The organism is Streptomyces sp. NPDC018019, assembly GCF_044327805.1.
In the GTDB taxonomy this organism is placed as follows: domain Bacteria; phylum Actinomycetota; class Actinomycetes; order Streptomycetales; family Streptomycetaceae; genus Streptomyces.
Window position 1 is genome coordinate 60530 of the sequence record NZ_JBIRGD010000007.1, and the last position, 25464, is coordinate 85993.

Annotated in this window: 22 protein-coding genes, 1 pseudogene and 1 riboswitch; of the genes and pseudogenes, 8 read left to right on the top strand and 15 right to left on the bottom strand. The window is 74.2% G+C overall.

Annotated features, from left to right (window positions below; all coding sequences use genetic code 11):
* Positions 1-43: 43 nt before the first annotated feature.
* The 4 genes from ACH4FX_RS14120 to ACH4FX_RS14135 all read right to left on the bottom strand — a co-directional run bounded on the left by ACH4FX_RS14120 (position 44) and on the right by ACH4FX_RS14135 (position 3729).
* Positions 44-754 (bottom strand): hypothetical protein, encoded by a 711-nt coding sequence (locus tag ACH4FX_RS14120; protein ID WP_398478538.1) that lies wholly within the window; start codon positions 752-754, stop codon positions 44-46.
* Positions 755-1093: 339 nt separating this feature from the next.
* Positions 1094-1588: a DUF6114 domain-containing protein gene (locus tag ACH4FX_RS14125; RefSeq protein WP_398478540.1), complete on the bottom strand. Its 495-nt coding sequence runs from the start codon at positions 1586-1588 to the stop codon at positions 1094-1096.
* Positions 1579-2199 carry a DUF6230 family protein gene (locus ACH4FX_RS14130; RefSeq protein WP_398478542.1) on the bottom strand — a complete coding sequence of 207 codons (621 nt, stop codon included), beginning with the start codon at positions 2197-2199 and terminating at the stop codon, positions 1579-1581. Before ACH4FX_RS14130 ends, ACH4FX_RS14125 begins: the two co-directional genes overlap by 10 nt.
* Before the next feature lie 297 nt (positions 2200-2496).
* The gene (locus tag ACH4FX_RS14135; RefSeq protein ID WP_398478544.1) at positions 2497-3729 is read right to left on the bottom strand and encodes a cytochrome P450; all 1233 of its coding nucleotides are present in this window, start codon (positions 3727-3729) and stop codon (positions 2497-2499) included.
* A 287-nt stretch (positions 3730-4016) separates the two neighbouring features.
* On the opposite strand from ACH4FX_RS14135, the gene ACH4FX_RS14140 reads away from it, so the two are divergent.
* Complete coding sequence (locus tag ACH4FX_RS14140) at positions 4017-5186, top strand: steroid 3-ketoacyl-CoA thiolase (RefSeq protein ID WP_398478546.1); 1170 nt, start codon at positions 4017-4019, stop codon at positions 5184-5186.
* Here the strand turns inward: ACH4FX_RS14140 and ACH4FX_RS14145 are convergent.
* Both ACH4FX_RS14145 and ACH4FX_RS14150 read right to left on the bottom strand, forming a co-directional pair.
* A complete protein-coding gene (locus ACH4FX_RS14145; RefSeq protein WP_398478548.1) occupies positions 5170-5592 on the bottom strand; it encodes a hypothetical protein in 423 nt (140 codons plus the stop codon). The genes ACH4FX_RS14140 and ACH4FX_RS14145 overlap by 17 nt on opposite strands.
* A 9-nt stretch (positions 5593-5601) precedes the next feature.
* Complete coding sequence (locus ACH4FX_RS14150; RefSeq protein WP_398478550.1) at positions 5602-5781, bottom strand: hypothetical protein; 180 nt, start codon at positions 5779-5781, stop codon at positions 5602-5604.
* Positions 5782-5871: 90 nt separating this feature from the next.
* Between ACH4FX_RS14150 and ACH4FX_RS14155 the strand changes: the two genes are divergently transcribed.
* Positions 5872-6456, top strand: a complete 585-nt coding sequence (locus ACH4FX_RS14155) for a DinB family protein (RefSeq protein WP_398478552.1) — start codon at positions 5872-5874, stop codon at positions 6454-6456.
* A 200-nt stretch (positions 6457-6656) separates the two neighbouring features.
* Here the strand turns inward: ACH4FX_RS14155 and ACH4FX_RS14160 are convergent, their stop codons facing one another.
* The 7 genes from ACH4FX_RS14160 to ACH4FX_RS14190 all read right to left on the bottom strand — a co-directional run bounded on the left by ACH4FX_RS14160 (position 6657) and on the right by ACH4FX_RS14190 (position 15275).
* Positions 6657-7103: a transglycosylase SLT domain-containing protein gene (locus ACH4FX_RS14160; RefSeq protein WP_398478553.1), complete on the bottom strand. Its 447-nt coding sequence runs from the start codon at positions 7101-7103 to the stop codon at positions 6657-6659.
* Between the two features lie 352 nt (positions 7104-7455).
* Entirely contained in the window at positions 7456-8517 is a 1062-nt protein-coding gene (locus tag ACH4FX_RS14165; protein WP_398478555.1) for an ECF transporter S component, read from the bottom strand.
* Positions 8514-10397, bottom strand: coding sequence for an ABC transporter ATP-binding protein (locus tag ACH4FX_RS14170; RefSeq protein WP_398478557.1), 1884 nt, complete (start codon positions 10395-10397; stop codon positions 8514-8516). The genes ACH4FX_RS14165 and ACH4FX_RS14170 overlap by 4 nt, the downstream gene beginning before the upstream one ends.
* The gene (locus ACH4FX_RS14175) at positions 10394-11590 is read right to left on the bottom strand and encodes a CbiQ family ECF transporter T component (protein ID WP_398478559.1); all 1197 of its coding nucleotides are present in this window, start codon (positions 11588-11590) and stop codon (positions 10394-10396) included. Before ACH4FX_RS14175 ends, ACH4FX_RS14170 begins: the two co-directional genes overlap by 4 nt.
* Positions 11587-12336, bottom strand: coding sequence for an SCO2322 family protein (locus ACH4FX_RS14180; RefSeq protein WP_398478561.1), 750 nt, complete (start codon positions 12334-12336; stop codon positions 11587-11589). The genes ACH4FX_RS14175 and ACH4FX_RS14180 overlap by 4 nt, the downstream gene beginning before the upstream one ends.
* On the bottom strand, positions 12336-13658 hold the full coding sequence (locus ACH4FX_RS14185) for a prenyltransferase/squalene oxidase repeat-containing protein (RefSeq protein WP_398478563.1): 1323 nt from the start codon (positions 13656-13658) through the stop codon (positions 12336-12338). Before ACH4FX_RS14185 ends, ACH4FX_RS14180 begins: the two co-directional genes overlap by 1 nt.
* 283 nt (positions 13659-13941) lie before the next feature.
* Positions 13942-14022, bottom strand: a riboswitch (cobalamin riboswitch).
* 143 nt (positions 14023-14165) lie between these two features.
* A complete protein-coding gene (locus tag ACH4FX_RS14190) occupies positions 14166-15275 on the bottom strand; it encodes an MBL fold metallo-hydrolase (RefSeq protein WP_398478565.1) in 1110 nt (369 codons plus the stop codon).
* 212 nt (positions 15276-15487) lie between these two features.
* On the opposite strand from ACH4FX_RS14190, the gene ACH4FX_RS14195 reads away from it, so the two are divergent.
* From ACH4FX_RS14195 to ACH4FX_RS14220, 6 genes are all read left to right on the top strand, one after another.
* Positions 15488-16939, top strand: a complete 1452-nt coding sequence (locus ACH4FX_RS14195; RefSeq protein WP_398478566.1) for an aldehyde dehydrogenase — start codon at positions 15488-15490, stop codon at positions 16937-16939.
* A gap of 8 nt (positions 16940-16947) precedes the next feature.
* Positions 16948-17235, top strand: a complete 288-nt coding sequence (locus ACH4FX_RS14200) for a ferredoxin (RefSeq protein WP_398478568.1) — start codon at positions 16948-16950, stop codon at positions 17233-17235.
* Between the two features lie 172 nt (positions 17236-17407).
* On the top strand, positions 17408-20047 hold the full coding sequence (gene lanKC / locus ACH4FX_RS14205) for a class III lanthionine synthetase LanKC (RefSeq protein WP_398478570.1): 2640 nt from the start codon (positions 17408-17410) through the stop codon (positions 20045-20047).
* Positions 20048-20207: 160 nt separating this feature from the next.
* Complete coding sequence (locus ACH4FX_RS14210; RefSeq protein ID WP_003982959.1) at positions 20208-20321, top strand: SapB/AmfS family lanthipeptide; 114 nt, start codon at positions 20208-20210, stop codon at positions 20319-20321.
* A gap of 101 nt (positions 20322-20422) precedes the next feature.
* Positions 20423-22141 carry an ABC transporter ATP-binding protein gene (locus ACH4FX_RS14215; protein WP_398478571.1) on the top strand — a complete coding sequence of 573 codons (1719 nt, stop codon included), beginning with the start codon at positions 20423-20425 and terminating at the stop codon, positions 22139-22141.
* A complete protein-coding gene (locus tag ACH4FX_RS14220) occupies positions 22134-24029 on the top strand; it encodes an ATP-binding cassette domain-containing protein (protein WP_398478573.1) in 1896 nt (631 codons plus the stop codon). The genes ACH4FX_RS14215 and ACH4FX_RS14220 overlap by 8 nt, the downstream gene beginning before the upstream one ends.
* Here the strand turns inward: ACH4FX_RS14220 and ACH4FX_RS14225 are convergent.
* Both ACH4FX_RS14225 and ACH4FX_RS14230 read right to left on the bottom strand, forming a co-directional pair.
* Positions 23955-24545, bottom strand: a pseudogene (locus tag ACH4FX_RS14225) (response regulator); the annotation flags it as partial. The gene ACH4FX_RS14220 and the pseudogene ACH4FX_RS14225 overlap by 75 nt on opposite strands.
* A 99-nt stretch (positions 24546-24644) precedes the next feature.
* Positions 24645-25289, bottom strand: coding sequence for a TetR family transcriptional regulator (locus ACH4FX_RS14230; RefSeq protein ID WP_398478575.1), 645 nt, complete (start codon positions 25287-25289; stop codon positions 24645-24647).
* Positions 25290-25464 lie beyond the last annotated feature (175 nt).

Consider the following 25464-nt stretch of genomic DNA (forward strand, 5'->3'; position numbering starts at 1 on the left):
GGCCGGCGGGCGCCTCCCGGCCGTCAGCCGGTGTGCCTGCCCGTCAGCCGGTGACGGTGATCTGTGACGCCGGGTCCGTGCTGTCGGAGACCCGGTAGGTGGCGTTGAAGAGCGACGTCGTCGCGCTGGTCGGGCAGCCGAAGCCGCCGACGACCTTGACCGGGACCGAGGCGTTGGTGAAGACCAGGCTGGATGGCGCGCCGTTGGTCCAGGCGCCGGTCACCGTCGCCGCGGCGGTGGGCGCCGCCGTCACCGTACAGCTGGCCAGACCGCTGGTCCTCAGGACGAAACCGCCGGTCGGGATGGTCAGCCCGGCGGCGATCGGCGCGCCGTGCTGCATGGACACGCCCCAGTCGCCGGAGGTCTCGATGGTGGCGCTGACACCCGGCATGCTGGTGGTGCACGAGCTGTAGGTGGGCGCCGAGAGGGTGCTGCTGACCGGGCCCGAGGCGTTGGTGTTGCCCGGGGCGTCCGGGACCTTGCCGGCGGCGTGCGAGACGGTGCAGGTCACCGTCACCGAACCGGCCTTGAAGGTGGCCTTGCCGCTGAGGTCGGCGGCGTACGCGTGCCCGGCCGGCGTGACGGTGGTGGAACCGGCGGCGGACCGGGCCCCGGCGGGCTGGGCGTTGGCCGGGCCGGTGAGCGCCAGGGTGAGGGACGTGGTCGCGAGGATTCCCGTACCGGCGGCGAGCAGGGCACGCGGCCGCCGTGCGCGGGAGCGATCTGCGCGAGAGCGTGCGGGTCTGTGCGTCATCGCGAATCTCCTTCTGCGAGCGGTGGGATGGGGCTGCGCAGCTGCCGGCGCCTTCGCGAAGGCAGCTGCGGGTCGAGGGGGGAGCGGTGAGAGGCAGCGGGGTACAGCACGTATCGGGTGCGGCAGGTACCGGTATGGCGCGTACCGGGGCGGCATGTACTGGGGACGGCACATAGCGGGGTACGGCACGTACAGGGGTGTCGCGGTCCGGCCGTACGCGTACGACGGCGCCTGACGTACGCGTACGGCCGGGGCGCGGCCGTGGGGCGGCCTGGCGCGGCCCTCTCCGTAGCGGCCCGGACCACCGGCCCGGTCAGCCGGCCCGCCCCGCCGGTCCGGTCAGCCCTGCGCCTGTGGGCGGGACGGCGGAGGCCCGCTGTCGGACGGCTCCGCGTCGGATGCCGATGCCGTCGCCGGCTCCGGCAGCGGGCGCGGCTGCCAGGCGAAGATCAGGCCGCCGCCGAGGATGCCGACGATCGTGCCGAACAGGAACCCGCCGAGGTTGGACATCACCAGCGCGGCGGTGGCGACCAGGACGGTGAGGACGCCGGCCAGTCCCCGGTAGTGCGGCGCGAACCACGCGGACAGGCCCATCAGGATCATCACCAGCCCCATCAGGACGGACGGGATTCCGGCGATGCCCTGCTGGAGCATGACCTTGAGCGGTGCCAGCGGGATGGCGCAGATCTCCGCACCGGCGACGACGGCCGCCAGCCCGCCCCAGAAGGGACGGCCTTTGCGCCAGCGGCGCCAGGCCGCGCGCCCGCGCCGCCAGGTGCCCGGCCCGCCCGGCCCGGTCCGCCCGGCTTGCCCGGCCTTCCCGGTCAGAAGCATTCCTTCTTGCCCTTGGAGATCTTCATGCTCAGGCCGGACAGCCGGAAGGTCCCGGCGTTGGTCGCCCAGGCCGTCTGCTTGAGGTTGGTGATGTTCACGTCGTCGGCCTGCTGGGCGAACAGGTCCTGCATGCCCTGGGCGGTCGCCGGACCCTTGTCGAGGGTGGAGGCGTCCCGGCCGATCTCGATGTTGTTGAAGGCGGCGTTGCCGGAGAGCTGGGTGGCGTCCACGAAGAGGTCGGTCGCCTTGACCGGCGTACTGCCGCCGCCCGCGGTGAGGTTGAGCGAGATGTCACCGATGACCGGCAGCGAGGTGACCACCGACTGGCACAGTTTGTGCAGGTCGGCCTTCTTGATGGCGGTCACGGCCACCGGCAGCAGGTCGCCCCGGGCGTTCTGGTCGACGCCGCCGTACTGGGCGAACCCCTCGCCCTTGAGGGAGGCGGCGGACACCTTGAACTGCTGGCCCGAGACGGCGAACGAAGCCGCCAGCGCGCCGTTGGCCAGGGCGATGGCCAGCGCGGCGGTCCCGGCGAAGGCCGGGACGGACAGGACGGCGAACTTGCGCCAGCTCACCCGCCCCGTGACGTGTCTGCCGTGTGCGTCCTTCATGAGAGTGGTCCCCTTCGAAGTGCGGTGGATCGCGCTGCCGAGAGATGTGGGGGAACGTTCAGGCACCGGGCCAGGATGTGGGGAGCACGTGGTGATCACGTGAAGGGTGTGGAGAACTGGCCGGTGTTACTGGCGAGTTGAATGTAAGTCTGCCAGTAGCCGTTGGCAAGGTTGAGGACCGAAGGAACCGCAGGAGGCGCAAAAGCGACGCGGGACCCGGCCGGGCCGCGGGGAACGTTCCGGTACGGCCCACAGAGACGTCCGGCCTGGCCGGACGCCGGGGAGAGGGGGCCCGCCCTACACGTACCGGACCCGGAGCTCTTTCACCCCGTTGATCCACGCCGATCGCAGGCGGCGCGGGGTGCCCGCGAGGGCGATGTCCGGGATGGCGTCGGCGATGGCGTTGAAGATCAGGTCGATCTCCAGGACGGCGAGCGACTTGCCGAGGCAGAAGTGCGGGCCCCCGCCGCCGAAGCCCAGGTGCGGGTTGGGGTCGCGGGTGATGTCGAACGCCTCGGGGTGCTCGAAGACCTCCGGGTCGTGGTTGGCGGAGGCGTAGAAGAGGCCGACGCGCTGGCCCTTCGCGATCCGTGCGCCGCCCAGGGTGGTGTCCTGGGTGGCGGTCCGCTGGAACGAGACGACGGGCGTCGCCCAGCGCACGATCTCCTCGGCCGCGGTGCCGGGCCGCTCCCGTTTGTACAGGTCCCACTGGTCGGGGTGGGTCAGGAACGCGTGCATGCCGTGCGTGATCGCGTTGCGGGTGGTCTCGTTGCCCGCGACGGCCAGCAGCAGGACGAAGAACCCGAACTCGTCGGAGGCGAGGTTCCCCTCGTCCTCCGCCGCGACGAGCCGGCTGACGATGTCCCGCGCCGGGCACTGCTTGCGCTCCCCCGCCAGGTTCATCGCGTACGAGATCAGCTCCATCGCCGCGGTGCTGCCGACCTCCTCGGTGATGGCCAGCTCCGGGTCGTCGTAGGCGATCATCTTGTTCGACCAGTCGAAGATGCGGGCCCGGTCGTCCTGGGGTACGCCGATCAGCTCGGCGATGGCCTGGAGGGGGAGCTCGCAGGCGATGTCGGTGACGAAGTCGCCGGATTCCCTGCGCCGCGCCTCGGCGACGATGGTCCGCGCCCGGGTGCGCAGCGCGTCTTCGAGCGCCCTGATGGCGCGGGGCGTGAAGCCGCGCTGGACGATCTGGCGGACCCGGGTGTGCTCCGGCGGGTCCATGTTGATCATGATCAGCTTCTGGACGTCGATCTGGTCGCGGGTCATCCCCTCCCTGAAGCGGATGATCGCGGTGTTGAGGTTCGTCGAGAAGACCTCCGGCCGGGTGGAGACCTCCTTGACGTCCTCGTGGCGGGTCACCACCCAGTAGCCGTCGTCTTCGAAGCCGGCGATGCCGTGCGGCTGCGCGTTCCACCAGACGGGCGCGGTACGCCGCAGCCGGGCGAACTCGGGCAGCGGCACCCGGTCCTGGTAGACGTCGGGGTCGGTGAAGTCGAACCCGTCGGGCAGCGCGGGGCATGGCATCTCGGCGCCTCCAGCTCTGGTCCGGCCCTCCGCCGCTCCGTCCGAACGGTCCTGACGGGCCGTCAGCTCACTGCGGTGAAGGTAGTAACGAGTTCTATACGTGGCAAGGGGGTGCGGGCCGCGAACTCCCGCGCGGCGGCGCCCGTTGGGCGCGGAAGGGCCGTGCATGACCCTTGCGCCCCCGGACGCGGCTCAAAGAGACTGTCCGTGGAACTAGAACGCGTACCAGTTCCGTCGTCGGGGGTGCCGGGACGTCCAGCAGGACGTGAGGAGAGGACGAGTCAGTCATGGCCGCGGAACCCGTCATCGTCGAAGCCGTACGCACCCCCATCGGCAAGCGCGGCGGCGCGCTCGCCAATCTCCACCCCGCCTACCTCCTCGGCGAGACCTACCGCGAACTGCTCGCCCGTACCGGCATCCAGCCGGACTGCGTGGAACAGATCGTCGGCGGCACGGTCACCCACGCCGGCGAACAGTCCATGAACCCGGCGCGCACCGCCTGGCTGGCCATGGGTCTGCCGTACGAGACCGCCGCGACCACCGTGGACTGCCAGTGCGGCTCCTCCCAGCAGGCCAACCACATGGTCGCCAACATGGTCGCGGGCGGCGTCATCGACATCGGCATCGGGTGCGGGGTGGAGGCGATGTCCCGGGTGCCGCTGGGCAGCGGCTCCAAGCACGGCCCCGGCAAGCCCTGGCCGGACGAGTGGAACGTGGACCTGCCCAACCAGTTCGAGGCCGCCGAACGGATCGCCCGCAACCGGGGGCTGACCCGGCAGGACGTGGACGCGCTGGGGCTGCGCTCGCAGGAGCGGGCCGCGGCGGCCTGGGCGGAGGAACGTTTCAAGCGGGAGACGTTCGCGGTGCAGGTGCCCACGACGGAGGAGGAGCAGGCCGCCGGGCAGGGCATGTGGCGGCTGGTCGACCGCGACGAGGGGTTACGGGACACGAGCATGGCGGCGCTCGGCGGCCTCAAGCCGGTCATGCCGTCCGCCGTGCACACGGCGGGCAACTGCTCGCAGATCTCGGACGGCGCGAGCGCGATCATGTGGGCCTCCAAGCGGATGGCCCGCGCCCTCAAACTCAGGCCGCGGGCCCGGATCGTCGCCCAGGCCCTGGTCGGCGCCGACCCCCACTACCACCTGGACGGGCCGATCGACGCGACACGGGCCGTCCTGGGCAAGGCGGGGATGTCGCTCAGGGACATCGACCTGGTCGAGATCAACGAGGCGTTCGCGTCGGTCGTCCTGTCCTGGGCCCAGGTCTTCGAACAGGACCTGGAGAAGGTCAACGTCAACGGCGGCGCCATCGCCCTGGGCCACCCGGTCGGCGCCACGGGCGCCCGGCTGATCACGACGGCCCTGCACGAGCTGGAGCGGACGGACAAGGAGTTCGCGCTGATCACGATGTGCGCGGGCGGGGGGCTGGCGACGGGGACGATCATTCAGCGGTTGTGAGGGCGGCGGCCCGCGGCCCCATGGTCGCTCCAGAGGCTCGACCGTCCGCTGCCTCAAGGAGCTCGGTCATCACCTGGCGCAGGGCGCGCGTCGTCCGGGGCCGCTGCCGCGTCAGCCGGTCGACCGCGCGGCCCAGCCACTCCGCGTCGCCGAACCGGTGGAACTCCTTGGCGGCGCCGACATGTCCGAGCAGTGCCTGGAACAGCGTCAGTTCGGTCAGGGTGTACCGGCGGGGGTGGCGGTCGAAGACGGCCTGCCAGTCCTCGTACGGATGGCGCAGCGTCATGTGCAGATACCCGCGGCCGATCCCCTTCCAGGGGCCCGGCAGCCCTCCGAGCATCCCCAGGATGCTCACGTTCGACCTGTGCGGATACTTGCCGCCCAGCGTGAAGCCGAGGCCCAGCATGATCCTGGCTCAGGGGATCAGCAGCTCGTCGGCGGGTGTCCGGGCGTGCTGGTACATCCCGTCGGCCCGGAATTCCAGCCAGAGGCCGCCCGGTCTGAAGCAGTCGCCCACCACCCAGTGACCGTCGATCCGCTCCAGCGGCCCCAGCGACGCGCTCGCTTCATACGCCCTGCGGCTCGTGTCCCCCATCCCGCAATTCGATCACAAGTGCGGCTGGGCGGGCGGCCCTTGGCCCGCCGGTTCCGGGGCGTTGTCAGTGGTCCCTGTCACACTCGCTTCATGACCGAATCAGGGGTTCAGGCAGGGGGTGCGTCGGCCGTGACACCGCCCGCGCACTACGCGCCGGCGTGGGCGGGCGGCGGTGACACGCGGCAGCGTCCGCCGCTGGTGGGGGACGAGCGGGAGATCCTCACCGGCTATCTGGAATGGCACCGTGCCACCTTCGGGCTGAAGTGCTCGGGAGTGCCCGCCGAGCGGCTCTCGGAGCGGTCGGTGCCACCGTCCGGGATGAGTCTGCACGGGCTCATACGGCACCTCGCCGGGGTGGAACGGTGGTGGCTCCACATCCAGTTCGCGGGTGAACGCAAGCCGCTGCTCCACTACTCCGACGACGACCCCGGCCAGGATTTCGACGACCTGTCGGGTGACCCGGCCGAAGCCCTGGCGGTCTGGCGCGAGCAGTGCGAGCACTCCCGCCGCATCGTGGCCGCCGCCCCGTCCCTGGACACGACGGGCACCCACGCGGCCTCGGGGGAACCGGTCTCCCTGCGGCGCGTCCTGGTCCACCTGATAGCCGAGTACGCCCAGCACAACGGCCACGCCGACCTGCTGCGGGAGCGGATGGACGGGGCCACCGGGCACTGACGGGAATGGCCGTGGAGCGGTCTCAGCCGCCGACGTAGGAGGCGTACGGGGCGCTGCGTCGCCGCGGCCCAGGTCTCGGGGTGGCGTGGTTCCGTGTCCGCCGGGCGGAGGCGGGCTGAGGCTCGTCCCGGTACGCCGAAGCGGCCGACGCCGGGGGCGACGGCCACTTCGGTGTGCAAGCGGTGCTGGTCCGGGCCGGCTCAGTACCAGTTGTGGGACTGCCAGAAGTCCCAGGCGGCGCAGGGGCTGCCGTAGGTGGAGTTCATGTAGTCCAGCCCCCACTTGATCTGGGTCTCCGGGTTGGTCTTCCAGTCCGGCCCGGCCGAGGCCATCTTCGAGCCCGGCTGCGCCTGGACGAGGCCGTAGGCGCCGCTGGACGGGTTGGTCGCGGTCGGGTCCCAGCCGCTCTCCCGCTCGACGATGTTGCTGAAGCACTGGTACTGCGCCTGGTCCGGGATCAGCTTGTGCGCTGCGGCCCGGGCGTCGCTCGCGCTCGCGGCGGACGGCGCCTGCGCGGGGGCGGCGGCCTGGGCCGGTGTGGCGGCGAAGGCGGCTGCCGAAGCACCCAGGGCGACGACACCGGCTGCGACGACGGCCTTCTTGTGGGCGGCGAGACGGCTGGTGATCGTGGACGAGGTGACGCTCACGGGAGGAGAAGCCTTCCGTCGGGGTGCAGGGAACGCCGCCGAGGCCGCGCCCGGGGGGAGGAGAGGCGCGCTGCTCTCGGCGACACATCCACCCTGGGAAGTGGTCGGGAGGCATGGCAATCCCCCCTCGTACTAGTGGATCTCGCATGCCGGGTGGAAAGTCCCGTCCGTCACGGCCCGAGGGGGAGCGGGCCGCGGGAGTTCCGGGGGCTACGAAGCGCCGTCGTATGTGACGGAGGTCCTGTGTGTGGGGTCACAGGAAAACGGGGGTTGGGAGGGGAGAGGGTAATGGCCTTGTTGGGCGAGCGGGTGTTACGCGACTGGCGAGCGGGTGTTACGTGATTGCTGGAGATCAGTTGGGAGGGGGCGGAGCTGGTGTTTCCGATCCCGGTCCCGGTCCCGGTCCCGGCCCCGCGCCAGGCCCCGCGCCCGTCTCCACTCCCGCCCCCGGCCCCGTTCCCGGGCCGAACGTTGCCGGTGCGTCGAAGGCGGCGCGGCGGGTGGCGCGGCGCAGGGCCTTGAGGAGGGTGCCGCCGAGGGTGAGGGTGAGGACGACCGTGACCAGGGCCCGGGGCAGATCCCAGCCCAGTGAGGTGGCCAGGCAGTAGGCCACGAAGCGGGCCAGGTTGTCGGGCAGCGGATCGCCCGGCACGAACGAGACGCCGGAGGTCATGCCGCCGATGTAGGGCCAGCCCTGGAGGTTCATGACCAGGCCGTACAGGACCGCGGAGACCGCGCCGTACGCCGCGATCATGACCAGTTCGCGGCGCCCGCGCAGCCGGTCCGGGCCCGGCAGCAGCCCCGCGCCCATCGCCACCCAGCCCATGGACAGCATCTGGAACGGCAGCCACGGCCCCACGCCGCCGGTCAGCAGCGCGGAGGCGAACATCGACACCGAGCCGAGCACGAAGCCGAAGCCCGGCCCCAGCACCCGCCCGGCCAGCACCATCAGGAAGAACATCGGCTCGATGCCGGCGGTGCCCGCGCCCAGCGGACGCATCGCCGCGCCCGTCGCCGCCAGGACGCCGAGCATGGCGATGGCCTTCGCGTCCAGGCCGGGCGCACCGCGCGCGGCGGCGGCCGTCGAGCTGTCGGCGATCGTGGCCACGACCACGGCGAGCAGCAGCGGCAGCAGCGCCGCGAACAGCCACGGCGCGTCCTTGGAGTGCGCGAGGCCGGAGGCGGAGTCGGCCAGCAGCGGCCATCCGAAGGCCATCACGCCGATGACGGAGATGAGGGCCAGCGCGGCGACGGCCCGCGGCCCCAGCCGCACGGCCCGCACCTGCCGGTCCGCCCGCACCTGCCGGTCCTGCCGGTCCTGCCGGTCCGCCGGTGCCGTGCGGGCAGCGGGCGGCGTTGCGTGGTCCCGGCCCCGATCTTGGTCCCGGTCCCCGGTTCCGTCGCGATGGATCATGCCGTGGCCTCCAGCGCGTGCGCGACCTGGGGCACGGTGAGCCACGGCAGCGGGGCGAGCACCTTGGCGACCTGCGGTGCGAAGGCGGGCGAGGAGACGACGACCTCGGCGGTCGGCCCGTCCGCGACGATCTCGCCGTCCGCGAGGATGACGACGCGGTGGGCGAGTTCGGCGGCCAGCTCGACATCGTGGGTGGCCAGCACGATCGCGTGCCCCTCGGCGGCCAGCGCGCGCAGCAGGGCCACGAGGCGGCTCTTGGCCGCGTAGTCCAGGCCACGGGTCGGCTCGTCGAGCAGGAGCAGCGGCGGGCGGGCGGTGAGCACCACGGCCAGCGCCAGCGCGAGCCGCTGGCCCTCGGAGAGGTCGCGCGGGTGGGTGCCGTCCGCCACGTCCGGCAGCAGCCTGGTGACCAGGTCACGGCAGGTGCCGGGGGCGGCGGCCGCGTCCTCGTCGGCGGCGGCGCACTCGGCGGCGACGGTGTCCGCGTACAGGAGGTCGCGGGGCTCCTGCGGTACGAGGCCGACGTGCCGCAGCAGCGTGCGCGGGCCGGTGCGGTGCGGCGCCGCGCCCCCGACGCGCACCGTTCCGGCGGCGGGCTCGTGCAGGCCGACGAGGGTGCCGAGCAGGGTGGACTTCCCGGCGCCGTTGCGGCCCATGAGGGCGATCGTCTCGCCGGCGCGTACGGCCAGGCCGACGCGGTGCAGGGCATCGGTCCGGCCGCGCCGTACGGAGAGGCCGACGGCCTCGGCGGCGGGCGGGGCACCGGCGGCACCCGGCAGCGGCGTTGGTTCCGGCGCGGACCGCCCGCCGGAAGGACCGGCGTCGGCACCGGTACGGCCGGCACGGCGGCGCCACCAGCCCGGACGCTTGCGCCCGCCGGTTCCGGAACCGTCACCGGAACCGGTCCCGGTATCCGCAGCGGAACCGGTCCCGGAATCCGCCCCGCCCGGCCCGGAACCCACCCCGGCACCAGCTCCCCCAGCATCAACACCCACGCCACCCGCAACGCCCGCGCCATTCACGTCGGCCACGCCGGCCACCCCACCCGTCCCCCCAGGCTCCACCCCCCTGAGCCGTTCGCGCAGCGGCGTCGCCTTGCGGCGGGCGTCGCGTACGGACAGCGGGAGCGGGGACCAGTGGGCGAGCCGGCCCAGGGCCACCACGGGCGGGTGGACGGGGGAGACGGCCATGATGTCGGCGGGTGCGCCGACGATCGGCGGCGCGCCGGGGGCGGGCAGCAGAATGACCTGGTCCGCGTACTGCACGACGCGCTCCAGCCGGTGTTCCGCCAGGAGGACCGTCGTACCGAGGTCGTGCACCAGGCGTTGCAGCACGGCGAGCACCTCCTCGGCGGCGGCCGGGTCGAGGGCGGACGTCGGCTCGTCCAGGACCAGCACCTTGGGGTGGGTGGTCAGCACCGAGCCGATGGCGACGCGCTGCTGCTGGCCGCCGGAGAGGGTGGTGATGGCGCGGTCGCGCAGGTCGGCGAGGCCGAGGAGGTCCAGGGTCTCCTCGACGCGGCGCCGCATCACGTCCGGGGCCAGGCCCAGCGACTCCATGCCGTAGGCGAGTTCGTCCTCGACGGTGTCGGTGACGAAGTGCGCCAGCGGGTCCTGGCCCACGGTGCCGACGACGTCGGCGAGTTCGCGCGGCCGGTGGGTACGGGTGTCCCGCCCGGCCACGGTGACGCGGCCGTGCAGGGTGCCGCCGGTGAAGTGCGGGACGAGGCCGCAGACGGCGTTCAGGACGGTGGACTTGCCGACGCCGGACGGGCCGACGAGCAGGCACAGTTCGCCTTCCGGCACGGTCAGGTCGATGCCCTGGACGGCGGGTTCCGCCGCGTCCCCGTAGGTGACCGACACCTGGTCGAAGCGGATCACTGCGGGGACTCCTTCGTGTACGGCTCCGTGTGCGGCGCGCCCGGCGCCGGTGTCTTCCTTGCCCGTGCCCGTTCACCTGCCTCCTGCCCCGGTTCGGCTCCCGCCGCCCGCGGCGGCAGTGGTGCCACGAAGGCCGGCAGCAGCCCCACCAGGACACCGGCCGCGGGCCACAGGGGGAGTACGGGCGCGGTGAGCGGGACGGCGGGCGGGTGCAGGGCGGCCGGGTCGGCGGAGTTCGCCCAGATCATCAGGGCGGCCACCGCGACGCCGGAGCCCGCCACCAGCCAGGCGCGCACGCCCCACCGGTCGGGGCGGTAGCGGCTGCGCACGGACCGGCGCCCGCCCAGCCACAGCCCGCCGAGGGCCGCGACGAGCCCGGCGAGCAGCACCGGCAGGCCGTACGCCGTTCCCGTGTCGGCCAGCAGCCCGTACGTACCGGCGCAGACCCCGAGCAGGCCGCCGAGGGTGAGCGCGGTGGTGGTGTGCCGTACGGCGGGCGGGACCTGGGCGGTACGGCCGTAGCCGCGCGCGTCCATCGCCGCCGCCAGCGACACCGAACGTTCCAGCGCGCCCTCCAGGACCGGCAGCCCGACCTGGAGGAGCGCCTTGACGCCCCGGTCGGGGCGCCCGCGCAGCCGGCGCGCGGCCCGCAGCCGCTGGACGTCGGCGACGAGGTTGGGCGCGAACGTCATCGCGACGACGACCGCCACCCCCGCCTCGTACAGCGCGCCCGGCAGCGACTTCAGCAGGCGCGCCGGACTGGCGAGCGCGTTCGCGGCGCCGACGCAGATGAGCAGGGCGCCCAGCTTCAGCCCGTCGTAGAAGGCGAACAGCATGCCCTCGGCGGTGACCCGGCCGCCGATGCGCACCCCGCGCGCCCACTCGGGCAGCGGCACCTCCGGAAGCGTGACCAGGACGTGCGTGCCGGGGATGGGGGAGCCGAGGAAGAACGCGAAGACCAGGCGGATGCCGATCACCAGCAGGCCCAGCTTGAGGAAGGCGCCGTACGAGCGGGCCCACGGCGCGTCGGTGCGGCGCGCCGCGACGACGTACCCCGCGACCCCGATCAGCAGGCCGAGCAGCAGCGGGTTGGTGGTCCGGGACGCGGCGGCGGCCAGGCCCAGCGCCCACAGCCACCAGGCGCCGGCGTGCAGCGCGGTGGAGCGGGTGGCCCGGGGAGCGCGGGCGCTCATCCGCGGCGGCGGCGCGCCTGCCACCCGGCCGCCGCGCCCAGGACGACCACGGCCGCGATGCCGCCGATCAGTCCGGCGGAGGGGCCGCCCGAGTCGTCACCGTCCCTCTGCTTCCCGGCGGCGGACGCGCTGCCGGAGGCGCCGGGCTCCTGAGAACCCGAACCCGAACCGGAACCCGGATCGGTCCCTGCCCCGGACCCCGGGCCCGCCTTCTCCGCGCACCCCGCCTCCGGATACCCCGCGATCGCACACAGCAGCGCGTTCGCGTCGTACCGCAGCGGCCCGGCGACCGCGGCCAGCGCGTCACCGACCGTGCCGTCCTCCGGCAGTCGCGCGCACTCCGTACGGACCGCCGGCGGCGTCTCGCCCCGCGGCGCGTCCGCCTTCGTACCGAAGTCGAGTACCAGGCCGACCCGCTTGCGGCCGTCCTGGGCGGGCGTCCGCGCGCAGATCGCGGCGAAGTCCGCCGCCCGGCGCGGCCTGCCCGCCGCTGCCGAGCCGGCGCTGACGGTGAAGCGGAAGCCCGCCACGGCACCGTCCTGGGGCCGGGTGGTGGCCGGTCCCTCGGTCGCGTACGACCAGCCGCCGTCGCCGGAGGGCGCCGGAGCACCCGCCGCCGGCCCGTTCCAGAAGGACCAGTAGCGGTACTCCTGCGCCTGGGCGGGAGCGGCGCCCAGGCCCGTGACCGTACCGGCCAGGACCAGGGTGCCGAGGAGACGGGCGGAGCGGGGCCGCGGCAGGCGCATCAGACGCCGCTCTTCTTCCGGCGGCCGCTGATCAGGAACCCGGCGCCGACGCTCGCCACGAACACGATGCCGAAGATCCACCACACACCGGAGCCCTGCTCGTCCTGGTCCTGGGCGTCCTTCTCGGGGGCGGCGGACGGCTTGGCGCTGCCGGCCGGCTTGGGGCCGGTGGCGTTCAGCTGCGCGACCAGGTCGGCGCCGCCGAAGGCGCGCGGGTCGGCGCCCGCGGCGTGCGCGGCCAGCACCAGCTGCGCGTACGCGGCCGGACCGGCCTCCTTGGCCCAGTTCGCGGAGTTCTTCTCCAGCCACTGCAACGGCTTCTGCGCGGCGGCACCGTGGCCGCCCGCGGCGAGTGCCACGACGGCGTCCGCGGTGTTGCCGACGTCGGGCTGGTCCCCGGCGCCGGGCATCGCGGACTTCAGGTGCTGCCCGTTGGCCCCCAGCGTCGAGACCAGGTACGCGGCGCCGCCCTCGGCGGCCTGCCTCGCGTCCCGCTTCTGGTCCGCGCCTCCGCCGCACTTCAAGGGCTCGACCGGCTCGTCGACGTCCTTGCCGGCCGGGGTGACGGCGAAGCCCTCGCCCAGCCCGCCGAGCACGGCCGCGGCCGTGGCGTCCGCGTTCGGGGCCAGCTTGCCGTCCTTGGGCTGGAAGGCGAACGCGCCGCGCTCGCCCTGCTTCGCGTCACAGCCCAGCTGGAAGGAGACCAGCGCGTCGTACGGGGACTTGCCGCCCTTGCGCACCGACTCCGGCTTCTCGCCCGCCGCCTTCAGCGCGCCGATCACCACCGAGGTGGAGTTGGCGTCGCTGGGCGAGCCGCTCATCGAGGGCCAGCCGCCGTCGTCGTTCTGCACCGACTTCAGCCACTTCACGGCCTTCTGTACGGCGTCGTCGTGCCCGCCGAGCGCGGCCAGCGCCTGCACCGCCGCGCCCGTCTGGTTGGTGTCCCGCATCGTCTTGTCGTCGCACGCCTTGGCCGGGTCGGCGCGGAAGGCGGTGAAGGCGCCGTCGGCGCACTGCTGCCCGGCGAGCCAGTCGACGCCCGTCACCGACGGGCGCACCCCGACGGTGCGCTGGGCGAGGAGGGCGAGCGACTGCCGCCAGACGCCGTCGTACTGCGGGTCCTTGGTGCCGTACAGCCCGTCCGGGAGCTTCGACGCCCGGGCGGCCGGAGCGGCGGAGTCGGCGGCCGCCACCGGGGCACCGGCCGCGCACAGCACGGCGGCGGTGGCCAGTACCGCGGCGGCGCGGCGCGCCAGGGCGGCGCGGGTGGGGGCCGTGGAAGCCCTGGGAGCCAGGGGGGCCGGGGAAGCCGTGGTGGCCATCGGGTCGGTGCCTCTCGGGTCGGTTCGGCGCGGTGGGGGCCGCGGTGGGTGCTGCGTGGGGTGCGCAGCCGCACTCGGACGCCCAGCCGCCCGCCGATCGGCGATCGGCCGCGGTGGCACCGGGCTCAGCTCCGCATACCTCGACGGTGCCGCGCACCGGGCGGTCGCGCGAGGAGGCGCGGCCTTGCGGTGGCGGGAGCCTTGGTCGTGCCCCAGCGGGTGCTCCGGCTCGCCGGGCGTACGGGTGGCCCGCGGACGGCCGGGCGGCGCGGGGCCGGTGCGCGGTCCCGGCGGCCGGCCGGTGCCGGTGCCGTACGTCCCGGATCACGGTTGCGGGTCAGCGCCGGATTTCCACCGGCTTCCCCCGATCGGGCACGGGATGAAATTGTCCCGCACACCTTAACCGGCGGGGCGCGGGGCCCCGGGGACGGCCCGGCGGGCCGCGGCGGGGGGCGGGGCGGGGGCGGGGCCGCCGCGGGGGCGGGGCCCGCACACCGCCGGCAGCCCTCACACCGCCCGGTACGCCACCGGCTCCGTGCCCGGCACCGGCTCGGCCAGCCCCAGCCGGACCAGACGGCGCAGATGCGCCTCGGCCTCCGAGACCGCGATGTTCCGCGAGCCGGACGGGATCTCGGCCCACGGCCGGTTCCACTCCATGGCCTCGGCGAGCTGCCAGGGCGTGCGCGGCGCGGCGAGCAGCGCGCGCAGGCCGGCGAGCCGCTCCTCGTGGTGGGCGAGCAGCTCGCGCACCCGGCCGGCCGCGTCCGTGAAGGCGTGCTGGTGCGCGGGCAGCACCTCGGCGGGGGCGAGCCGGGCGACGCTTTCCAGGGAGGCCAGGTAGTCGCCGAGGGGGTCGGTGACCGTGGCGTCGTCCGGGTCCTCGTACAGCCCGATGTGCGGGCTGATGCCGGGCAGCAGGTGGTCGCCGGAGAAGAGCCGGCCGTGGCCCGGCCGCTGCGCCGGGTGGTCCTCCTCCAGGTGCAGGCACACATGGCCCGGCGTGTGGCCGGGGGTCCAGACGGCCCGCAGCCGGCGGCCGGGCAGGTCGAGGAGGGCGCCGGGAGCGATCTCGCGGTCCGGCAGCGCGGCCCGCCGGCCGGGCAGGCCGCGTACCCGGCCGTCGGCGCGGGCCGCCCGCAGGGGCGCGAGGTGGCTGTCGGGCGCGCCCGCCGCGGCCAGCTTGGCGATCAGGTAGTCCAGCCACCGGCCCGGTTCGGCCTCGCGGGTACGGCGGACGACGTCGGCGTCCGCGGCGTGCATCGCGATCCACGCGCCGGACGCCTCCCGGACGCGCGCGGACAGACCGTGGTGGTCCGGGTGGTGGTGGGTGATCAGCACGCCGTGCAGATCGGCGACCCGGAAGCCGCAGGCGGCGATGCCGGCGGTCAGGGTGTTCCAGGCGGCCGGGTCGTCCCATCCGGTGTCGACGAGGACCGGGCCACGGTCGGTCTCCAGGAGGTGGACGAGGGTGTGGCCGAGCGGATTGTCCGGAATGGGGACGGCGATCGACCATACGCCGCCCCGGTGGTCGGTCACCCGGGGCCGCGCCGCGCCCGCCGCCGGTGCTCGTGTCGTCCGGGCCCCCGCCGTCCCGTCGCCCTCCGCCGCTGGTGTCATCCGCCGCCCCTCCGCTCCCGCGCGGCCGGGCCGCACCCCGTGCCGAGCATTGCCCAGCATAACTAGAACTGGTATCAGTCCTGATGCAGTGTCAGAAACTGGCGGCAGGAACCCGCCTCAGGGGCCTGTGCCAGGAATCCGTGTCAGGAACCCGCATCAGGAACGGCAGCGCACGTGCCCACCGGTCGGTCGACCCGCAGGAGGCGGCAGTCATGAGCGCACTCGTCGAGCACCAACGGCTCTACATAGGCGGCGAGTTCGCCGACCCGGCCGGCGGCGGGACCATCGAGGTGGTCTCGCCGCACACCGAGCAGGTCATCGGCCGGGTGCCGCACGCCTCGCGCACCGACGTGGACCGCGCCGTCTCCGCGGCCCGCGCCTCCTTCGACTCCGGGGTGTGGGCGGACACGCCGCTCGACGAGCGGATCGCGGTGGTCACCCGGATCAAGGACGCCTTCGCGGCGCGCAGCGAGGAGATCGCCAAGGTCATCAGCGCCGAGAACGGCACCCCGTACACCTCCGCCGTCATGGTGCAGGCGCTGGCCGCGATGCTGGTCTGGGACGCGGCGATCACCGTCGCCCGCGACTTCCCGTACGAGGAGCGCCGGGCCGGGGCGCTCGGGCCGCTGCTGGTGCGGCGGGAGCCGGTCGGCGTGGTGGCGGCCGTGGTGCCGTGGAACGTGCCGCAGTTCACCGCGGCGGCCAAGCTGGCCCCGGCGCTGCTGGCCGGCTGCTCGGTGGTCCTGAAGGTGTCGCCCGAAACACCGCTGGACGCCTACCTCCTGGCGGAGATCGCGAGCGAGGCCGGGCTGCCCCCCGGGGTGCTGTCCATCCTCCCGGCGGACCGGGAGGTGAGCGAGTACCTGGTCGGGCACCCGGACGTGGACAAGGTGGCCTTCACCGGCTCGGTCGCCGCGGGCAGGCGGGTCATGGAGGTCGCGGCGCGCCACCTGACCCGGGTGACGCTGGAGCTGGGCGGCAAGTCGGCCGCCGTCATCCTGCCGGACGCCGACCTGGACGCCGCGGTGGCGGGCATCGCGCCCTTCGCGTGGCTGGTCAACGGGCAGGCGTGCGTGGCGCAGTCGCGCGTCCTGGTGCCCCGCGAGCGCTACGCCGAGACCGCCGAGCGGTTCGCCGCCGCCGCGTCCGCCCTGCGCATCGGCGACCCGCTGGACCCGGCGACCGAGATCGGCCCGCTGGTCGCCCGGCGCCAGCAGCAGCGCTCGCTGGACTACATCGCCGTCGGGCAGCGGGAGGGCGCCAAGGTCCTCGCCGGCGGCGGACGGCCGAAGGGTCTGGAGACCGGCTGGTACGTGGAGCCGACGGTGTTCGGCGAGGTGTCCAACGCGATGCGGATCGCCCGCGAGGAGATCTTCGGCCCGGTGCTGTGTTTGCTGCCGTACGAGGACGAGGCGGAGGCGGTGCGCATCGCCAACGACTCCGAGTACGGGCTGTCCGGCTCGGTGTGGACCGCGGACACCGAACACGGCATCGACATCGCGCGCCGGGTGCGCACCGGCACCTACTCCGTGAACACCTTCAGCATCGACATGCTCGGCCCCTTCGGCGGTTACAAGAACTCCGGCATCGGCCGGGAGTTCGGGCCCGAGGGCTTCGGCGCGTACCTGGAGCACAAGACGATCCACCTGCCGGCGGAAGGGTGACGCGAGGCATGAGCGGCACGGACGACGTGACCGGGGGCGGCGAGGACGGGCGGGGGCAGGAGTCCGGACCCCGCTGGCACGTGGAGGTGGACCGGGGGGTGTGCATCGGCTCCGGCCTGTGCGCGGCCACCGCGCCCGGCGGCTTCGTCCTGGACGCGGCCCGCCAGTCGCACCCCGTACGGCCCGAGTGCGCCGCGTCCGACGAGGTGCTGGCGGCGGCCGAGGGCTGCCCCGTCGAAGCGATCACCGTGACCGACGCCGGTACGGGGGAGGCCGTCTTCCCGCCGGAGGAGTGAGCCTTCGGCCCATGGGCGTTCCCACTGGGCGGCGCGGGCGTACGGCCCGCGCCGACCGGTGCGTACCGTCAGTAACCCGTGAACTTCTCACGGTTACCTCGTGACATCTGTGACTGTTAACGCTCCCCGGCGGCGTGGAAATCTCAGTGCCACGCCGCCGAGGGGGGAGACGATGGACAAGCGGTACGAGGTTTACTGTCTCGCCGACAGAACGTTCTACGAGACCCCGGACCGGCTGTCCGTCGGGAACGGAGCCGCATCGGGCACGGGCCCCCGTTACGAAGCGGCCCAGCGCGCAGTCCCCGAAGGGTGGCGGTGTTTCCTCTCCGGGGACTGGCTCCACGTGACCCCCGTCGACGCCGACGGGCAGCCGCGTCCCGGACTGCCCGCGCAGGGCTGGAAGATCCACGTCTCGGCCTGTACGGACAACGCCGAGAAGACGGCCGCCCAGGTGTGGGACTACTGCGTCGCCCGGCTGATCCCGTTCAAGTTCGTCCCCGGGCCGCGCCCGATGCACATGCGCAACTCCAAGTACGCCGAACGCGGTTCGAGCGGCAAGTTCGCCACCATCTACCCGGCGGACGAGCAGCAGCTGCACACCGTCCTGCGGGAGCTGGGCGCGCTGCTGGACGGCGAGCCGGGCCCGTACATCCTCAGCGACCTGCGGTGGCACGACGGGCCGCTGTACGTCCGGTACGGCGGCTTCGCCCGGCGCTTCTGCGTCGACGAGCACGGCAACCTCGTCGGCGCCATCGAGAACCCCGAGGGCAAGCTGGTCCCCGACCGCCGCGGGCCCGCGTTCAAGCCGCCGGAGTGGGTGACGCTGCCGGGCTTCCTCGCCCCGCAGCTCGCCGCCCGCAACTCCACCACCGTCACCGACCTGCCGTACCAGATCGAATCGGCGCTGCACTTCTCCAACGGCGGCGGCGTCTACCTGGGCCGCGACCGGCGCACCGGCGACAAGGTGGTGCTCAAGGAGGCGCGTCCGCACGCCGGCCTGGCCGCCGACGGCGCCGACGCCGTCACCCGCCTGGAGCGTGAACGCAAGGCCCTGGAGAAGCTGTCCGGGCTCGGCGTCGCGCCGGAGGTCCGCGACTGGTTCACGCTGGACGACCACCGCTTCCTGGTCATGGACTTCCTGGAGGGGCGCACCCTCAACGCCTTCTTCGCCGAGCGGCACCCGCTGACGACGGCCGCCCCGAGCCCGGCCGCCCTCGCCGACTACACCCGGTGGGCGCTGGACATCCACGCCGCGGTCGAGGAGACGGTGGCCGTGCTGCACCGCCACGGCGTCGTCTTCAACGACCTGCACCTGTTCAACATCATGGTCGCGCCCGACGAACGCAGCGTACGGCTGCTGGACTTCGAGGCGGCGGCGGTGGACGGCGAGAAGCTGCGGCAGACGCTGGCCCACCCGGGCTTCATGGCGCCGGGCGACCGCGCCGGCACCGAGGTGGACCGCTACGCGCTGGCCTGTCTGCGGCTCGCCCTGTTCCTGCCGATGACCTCGCTGCTGGTGCTCGACCGGGACAAGGCCGCCCACCTCGCCGAGGTCGTGGCGCACGAGTTCCCCGACGTACCGGCGGATTTCCTGGCCGGGGCGGTGGAGGTGATCCAGGGCGCGCCGGACGCACCCGGCCCGGCGGCGGACGCCGGCCGGAAGGCCGCGCCCGCGCAGCGCCGAACCGGAGCCGCGCCCTACCTCCCCGCCGAACCCGCCGACTGGCCGCACAGCCGCGACTCGATCGTCCGCGGCATCCTCGCCTCGGCCACGCCCGAGCGCACCGACCGGCTCTTCCCCGGCGACATCGCCCAGTTCTCGGACGGCGGCGGCCTGGGGATCGCGCACGGCGCCGCGGGCGTGCTGCACGCCCTCGCCGAGACCGGTGCCGGGAGGTACGGGGAAGGCGAGGAGTGGTTGTTGCGGCAGACCGCTCCGCCTCCTCCTGGCACCCCGCTGGGCTTCTACGACGGGCTGTCCGGGGTCGCCTGGGTGCTGGACCGGCTCGGCCACCGCGGCCGCGCCACGGACCTGGTGGAGCAGGTCCTCGCCGAGAAGTGGCACCGCCTCGCCCCCGACCTGCACGGCGGCCTGGCCGGTCTCGGGCTGGCGCTCGACGACCTGGCCCGCACCCACGGCGAACGGGAGCTGCGCGAACGGGCCCTGGAGGCCGCCGGGCACGCCGCCGACCGGCTCGACGCCTGCGGCAAGCGGGCCGGCCTGATGCGCGGCGCCACCGGACCCGCGCTGCTGTTCCTGCGGCTGTACGAGAGCACCGGCGATGCGGGGCTCCTCGACCTCGCGGCCGAGGCGCTCCGCCGCGACCTGGCGCGCTGCGTACGGGACAAGGACGGCGCCCTGGTGGTGGACGAGGGCTGGCGGACCATGCCGTACCTCGGCGGCGGCAGCGTCGGCATCGCCATGGTCCTCGACGCGTACCTGGCGCACCGCGCGGACGAGGAGTTCGAGGAGGCGCGCGCCGCCGTCCTCCCCGCCGCGACGGCCCGCTTCTACGTGCAGCCCGGCCTCTTCCGCGGCCGTGCCGGATGCATCCTGCACCTCGCGCGGACGACCACGCCGGCCCCCGACCTCGACGGGGCGCTGGCCGCACAGATCTCCTGCCTGAGCTGGTACGCCCTGCCCTACCGGACACACCTGGCCTTCCCCGGCGATCAGATGATGCGCCTGTCGATGGACCTGGCCACCGGTTCGGCGGGCTGCCTCCTGGGCCTGGGCGCGGCCCTGCACGACCGGCCCGTCCAGCTGCCCTTCCTCCCGCCGCCGCCCTCCTCGGAGCGACGGCGGCCCTGAAGCCGGCTCCGGCCGCCGTGCCGGAGTCGTACCGCCGGGTGACGCGGGGCGACCCGCCCACCCGGAACCGCAGCAACACCAGCACAACCAGCAAGACCGGTACCACCAGCACCATCGGTACCACCAGCACAAATCGTCCCCATAGTGAAAGGAAAGTGTCATGGCGCTTCTCGACCTTCAGGCGATGGACGCTCCCGAGCACGGCGGTGGTGGCGGCAGCACCATCAGCCTGACGCTCTGCGCGAGCCAGGCCAGCGTCCTGCTGTGTCTCTGACAGGACCGCGCACCGTACCGGAACGCCTGAACCGGTAGGTCCGGTCCGGGAGTTGTGATCCGGAGTGCGTGCGGCCCGTGCGTGGGCCGCACGCACACCCCGTGGGAGAGCCTGTGACCGTCACCCCCGCCGACCGGCTGCTGGCCGGCGCCCTGCGCCACAGCGCCCTGCGCGCCACCACGCTCCTGCTGCTCACCGTCGCCTCGGCCGGCCTCGGCCTGGCCCTTCCCGGCGCCCTCGGCCACACCCTCGACCTGCTGCTCGAACACCGCCCGGCCGGCCGGTGGCTGCTGCTGTGCGCGGTCCTGACCTGCCTGATCGTCCTGCTGGACGCCCTCGACGGGTTGCTCACCGGCACCACCGACGCCCGCGGCACCGCGTGGGTACGGCGGCGCCTGACCCGCCATCTGCTCGCCGCCGGGCCGCGCGCCACCGAGCGGTACGGCACCGGCGACCTGGTCACCCGAGTCGTCGGCAACGCCGCCCACGCCGGTACCGCGCCCACCGCCCTGGCGGCCTCGCTCGCCGCCGTCGTCACCCCGGTCGGCGCGCTGGTCGCCCTCGCGTACGTGGACCTGTGGACCGCCGCCGTCTTCGTCCTGGGCATGCCCTTGCTGGCCCTGCTGCTGCGGACCTTCGCGCGGGCCACCGGCGACTGCGTCGTGCGCTACCAGGAACACCAGGGCGAACTGGCGAAGCGGCTGGTCGAAGCGGTCGGCGGCGCCCGTACCATCGCCGCCGCCGGCACCCGGCGCCGGGAGGCCGCGCGCATCCTCGCCCCGCTGCCCGGGCTCGGCCGCCACGGCCACCGCATGTGGCACGTCCTGGGGCGGTCCACGGCCCAGGCCGCCATGCTCGTACCGCTGCTCCAGATCGCCGTGCTGTGCGTGGCCGGCGTCCGGCTGGCGCAGGGCGAGGTGAGCGTCGGCGGGCTGCTCGCCGCGTCCCGGTACGCGGCGCTGGCCACCGGGATCGGCCAGATCGTCGGACAGCTGAACACCCTCGTGCACGCCCGCGCCGCCGCCCGGCGGGTCACGGAGGCCCTGGAGGTCCCGGCGATGCCCTACGGGAGGCGCCGGCCGGGGGCGGGGAACGGCACGCTGAAGCTGCACGGCGTCACCGTGCGGCGCGGCGACCGCACCGTGCTGCGCGGCCTGGACCTGACCGTGCCCGGCGGCACCTCGGTCGCCGTCGTCGGCCGCTCCGGCACCGGCAAGTCCGTCCTGGCCGCGGTCGCCGGCCGGCTGGCCGACCCGGACTCCGGCAGCGTCGTCCTGGACGACGTACCGCTGCCCGACCTGTCGCACGACGCGCTGCGCCGCGCGGTCGGCTACGCCTTCGAGCGCCCCGCGGTCCTCGGCGCGACGCTCCGCGACACGCTCGCGCTGGGCTCGTACGAGCCCGGGCAGCCGGAGCTGGAGTCCGCCGCCCGGGCCGCCTGCGCCGCCCCCTTCATCCACCGCCTGCCCGACGGCTACGCGACCCGGTGCGCGGACGCGCCGCTGTCCGGTGGCGAGGCCCAGCGCCTGGGCCTGGCCCGGGCCTTCGCGCACGCCGAGCGGCTGCTCATCCTGGACGACGCCACGTCCAGCCTGGACACCGTCACCGAACTGCACGTCACCCGCGCCCTGCTGCGCGACGTGCGGGCCGCCACCCGCATCGTCGTCGCGCACCGCGCCGCCACCGCCGCCCGCGCCGACCTGGTGGCCTGGCTCGACGACGGGCGCATTCGCGCCCTTGCGCCGCACGCCGAGCTGTGGCAGCTGCCCGAGTACCGGGCCCTGTTCGCCACGGCCCCGAAGGAGGCCGCGCATGCCTGAAGCCGTTCCGGCCGAGCGGCGCGGGACCGTTCCCGGCGAACCGCTGCGGCGGTCCGGGCCGCGCTTCCTCAAGCGGCGGCGCCGGGTCCTGGGCCGGCTCGCGGGCTGGTCCCTGGTCGAGTCCGCGCAGACCTTCCTGTTCGGGTTCGCGCTCGCCCGCGCCCTCGACGACGGGTTCCTGGACGGCGCCCCGGCGGTCGGCGTCGCCTGGCTGGCCGCCGCCGCGGTGTGCGTCGGCGCCGGCGCGTACGGGACCGCGCGGGTCTACCGGGCCGTGGCCGACCTGGTGGAACCGCTGCGCGACACCCTGGTGCGCAAGGTCGTCCGGCGCGCCCTGTACGCCCCCGACGGCGCCGCGGTCTCCCGGCTCACCCACCAGGTGGAGATCGCCCGCGACACCTTCGCCGGACTGGTGCTGGTCTCCCGCTCGTTCGTCTTCGTGACCGCCGGGGCGCTGGCCGGCCTCTGCTCGCTCGCGCCCGTGCTCCTGCTGCTGGTGCTGCCGCCGCTGCTGCTCGGGCTGGCGCTGTTCGGCTGGGCGCTGCGGCCGATGGCCCGCCGTCAGGAGACGTTCCTGGTGGCGGACGAGGCCATCGCCGAGGAGACGGCCGCGGCGGTCGGCGGGCTGCGCGACATCACCGCGGCCGGTGCGGAGCGGACCGTGGCACAGACGGCGGACGAGCGGTTCGATGCCGAGTTGCGGGCGTCGTGCGCCCTGGCCCGGTGGAGCGTGTGCCGGGTGCTCGCCCTCGGCATCAGCGGCCGGCTGCCGATCGTCCTGCTGCTGCTCGGCGCGCCCTGGCTGCTCGGCCGGGGCGTGACACCCGGCGCGCTGGTGGGCGCCCTCGCGTACCTCACACAGTCGCTGCTGCCCGCGCTTCAGAACCTGATGCACGGACTGGGCACGGCCGGCACCCGGCTCGGTGTGGTGCTGCGCCGCCTCACCGCCGAGCCGGTGACCGGACCGGACGGCGCCGGGCCGCACCGTCCGCCCCGCAAGGGGACCGCCGTCGAACTCAGCGGCGTGACCTTCGCGTACGGCCCGCACGCCGACCCGGTCGTGCGCGGCCTCGACCTGACCGTGCCGGCCGGCGGGCACCTGGCCGTCGTCGGCCCGAGCGGCATCGGCAAGTCCACCCTGGCCGGGCTGATCGCGGGCCTGCTGGAGCCCGGCGGCGGCGAGATCCGCCGGCCCGCCGCCGCGGACCGGGTACTGGTGCCGCAGGAGGCGTACGTCTTCTCCGGCACCGTACGGGACAACGTGCGCTACCTGTGTCCCGGCGACCCGCGCGCCGACGGGGACGCGGACCTGCTGGCCGCCGCGGAGGCGGTCGGCGCGGGCGCGCTGCTGGCCCGGCTGGGCGGCCCGGACGGCACGCTCGCCCCCGCGGAGCTGTCCGCGGGCGAGCGCCAGCTGATCGCCCTGGTCCGCGCCTACCTCGCGCCCGCGCCGCTGATCGTCCTGGACGAGGCGACCTGCCACCTCGACCCGGCGGCCGAGGCCCGTGCCGAACGTGCCTTCGCGGCCCGGCCCGGCGGCACGCTGATCGTCGTCGCGCACCGCATCAGCTCCGCGCTGCGGGCGGACCGGGTGCTGGTGATGGACGGCACGCACGCCCGGACGGGCCGGCACGGCGAACTGCTGCGGCGGTCGGCGCTGTACCGCGAACTCACCGGGGGCTGGGCGCACGAGGAGCCGGATGGCGCCGCGCCCCGGACCGCCCCGCCGCTACAGCCAGCCCTCCCCGCGCGAGATGCGGATGGCGTCGACGCGGTTGCGGGCCCCCGTCTTGCGGGTGATGGCGGACATGTAGTTGCGTACGGTCCCGGTCGACAGATGCAGGACACCGGCGATCTCGGAGACCGAGGAGCCCTCGGCGGCCAGTGACAGTACGCTCAGTTCCCGGCGGGTGAGCGGAATGTCCGCGGCCTGGAGGAAGCCGAACCCCAGCGATCCGTCGACGAATCGTTTTCCCGCCGCGACCTGCCGTATGCCGGTGGTCAGCTGCACCGGCGAGGCCTCCTTGTCGACATAGCCCAAGGCGTCCGCCTCGAAGGCCCGGCGCAGCGGTCCGGGCCGGCGCGCCGTCCCCAGGACCAGAAGGGCCGGGGATTTCCCCGGGCCTTTCGCCTTCGCGAGCCTCGACATTCTGCGTAAGATGCCCGGCCCGCTCGGCTCGGGGCTCTCCGCGTCCACGACGCAGACGTCGGGCCGCAGGGCCCGCATGCGTTCCACCGCGTCCTTGGTGGTGGCGGCGGCGACCTCGATGTCGTTCTCCCGGTCGAGCACTTCCGTCAACGCCCATCGGAACAGACATATGTCATGGACGAGTAGCACCCGGATCACTGCAGTCCCCCTCCAGACCCCCGTGTACCGGCACCGTTGCGAGTACCCGGAATTCATACCGGCAATGCCCCTGTCATGGACCCGGAGAACTGGCCAAGCGGATGCGAGGGGGCGCGCATTGGGGTTGTGCGCGCCCCGAATGCGCCGCCTTAGGGGTTACCCGTTCGTAGCCGTCGCGCCGCGCGGGGTGGTGAGATCGATGAGCCGGCACACCGTCTCGATGTCGATCTTCACCTGGGCGATCGAGGCGCGTCCGGACAGCCAGGTGATCAGCGCCGAGTGCCAGGTGTGCTCGATGACCCGGACGGCGGAGAGCTGCTCGGGCGTCGGCGCGCCGTCCAGTCCCATCGCGTCCAGGATGATCGCCGTGGTCAGCCGGGAGACGGTGTCCACCTCCGGGCTCACCGACCGGTCGGCGAACGTCAGTGCGCGCACCATCGCGTCCGCCAGGTGCGGTTCGCGCTGGAGCGCCCGGAAGGCCCGCATCAGCGTCTGCGCCACCCGCGCGCCCGGCTCCCGCTCCGTCGGCGGGCGCTTGCGCAGGGTCTCGTGCAGGTGCTGCAACTGGTCCTGCATGGTCGCCACGAGCAGGTGCACCTTGGACGGGAAGTACCGGTAGAGGGTGCCGAGCGCGACATCGGACGCCTCGGCGACCTCGCGCATCTGTACGGCGTCGAACCCGCCGCGGCCGGCCAGCTGCGCGCTGGCGTGCAGGATGCGGCGGCGACGGGCCTCCTGACGCGCGGTCAGGGGCGGACCGGCGGGAAGCGCCGCTCCGGCCGCTGTGGAGTCCGTAGTCATATGTCCCATTCCGTGACGGTCCGTCCGCGGTGCGGCGCGTACCGGTCCTGCGATCGGCACAGCATGGCAGGGGCGCGGGTGGTGGCGCGAATCACCTGGTGCGGCTCTTTTCGACCGGTTCCCGGCCGGTAGATTCGAAGCTCCTTGAACTGATCAGTAGCCCGTCGGCCGCCGT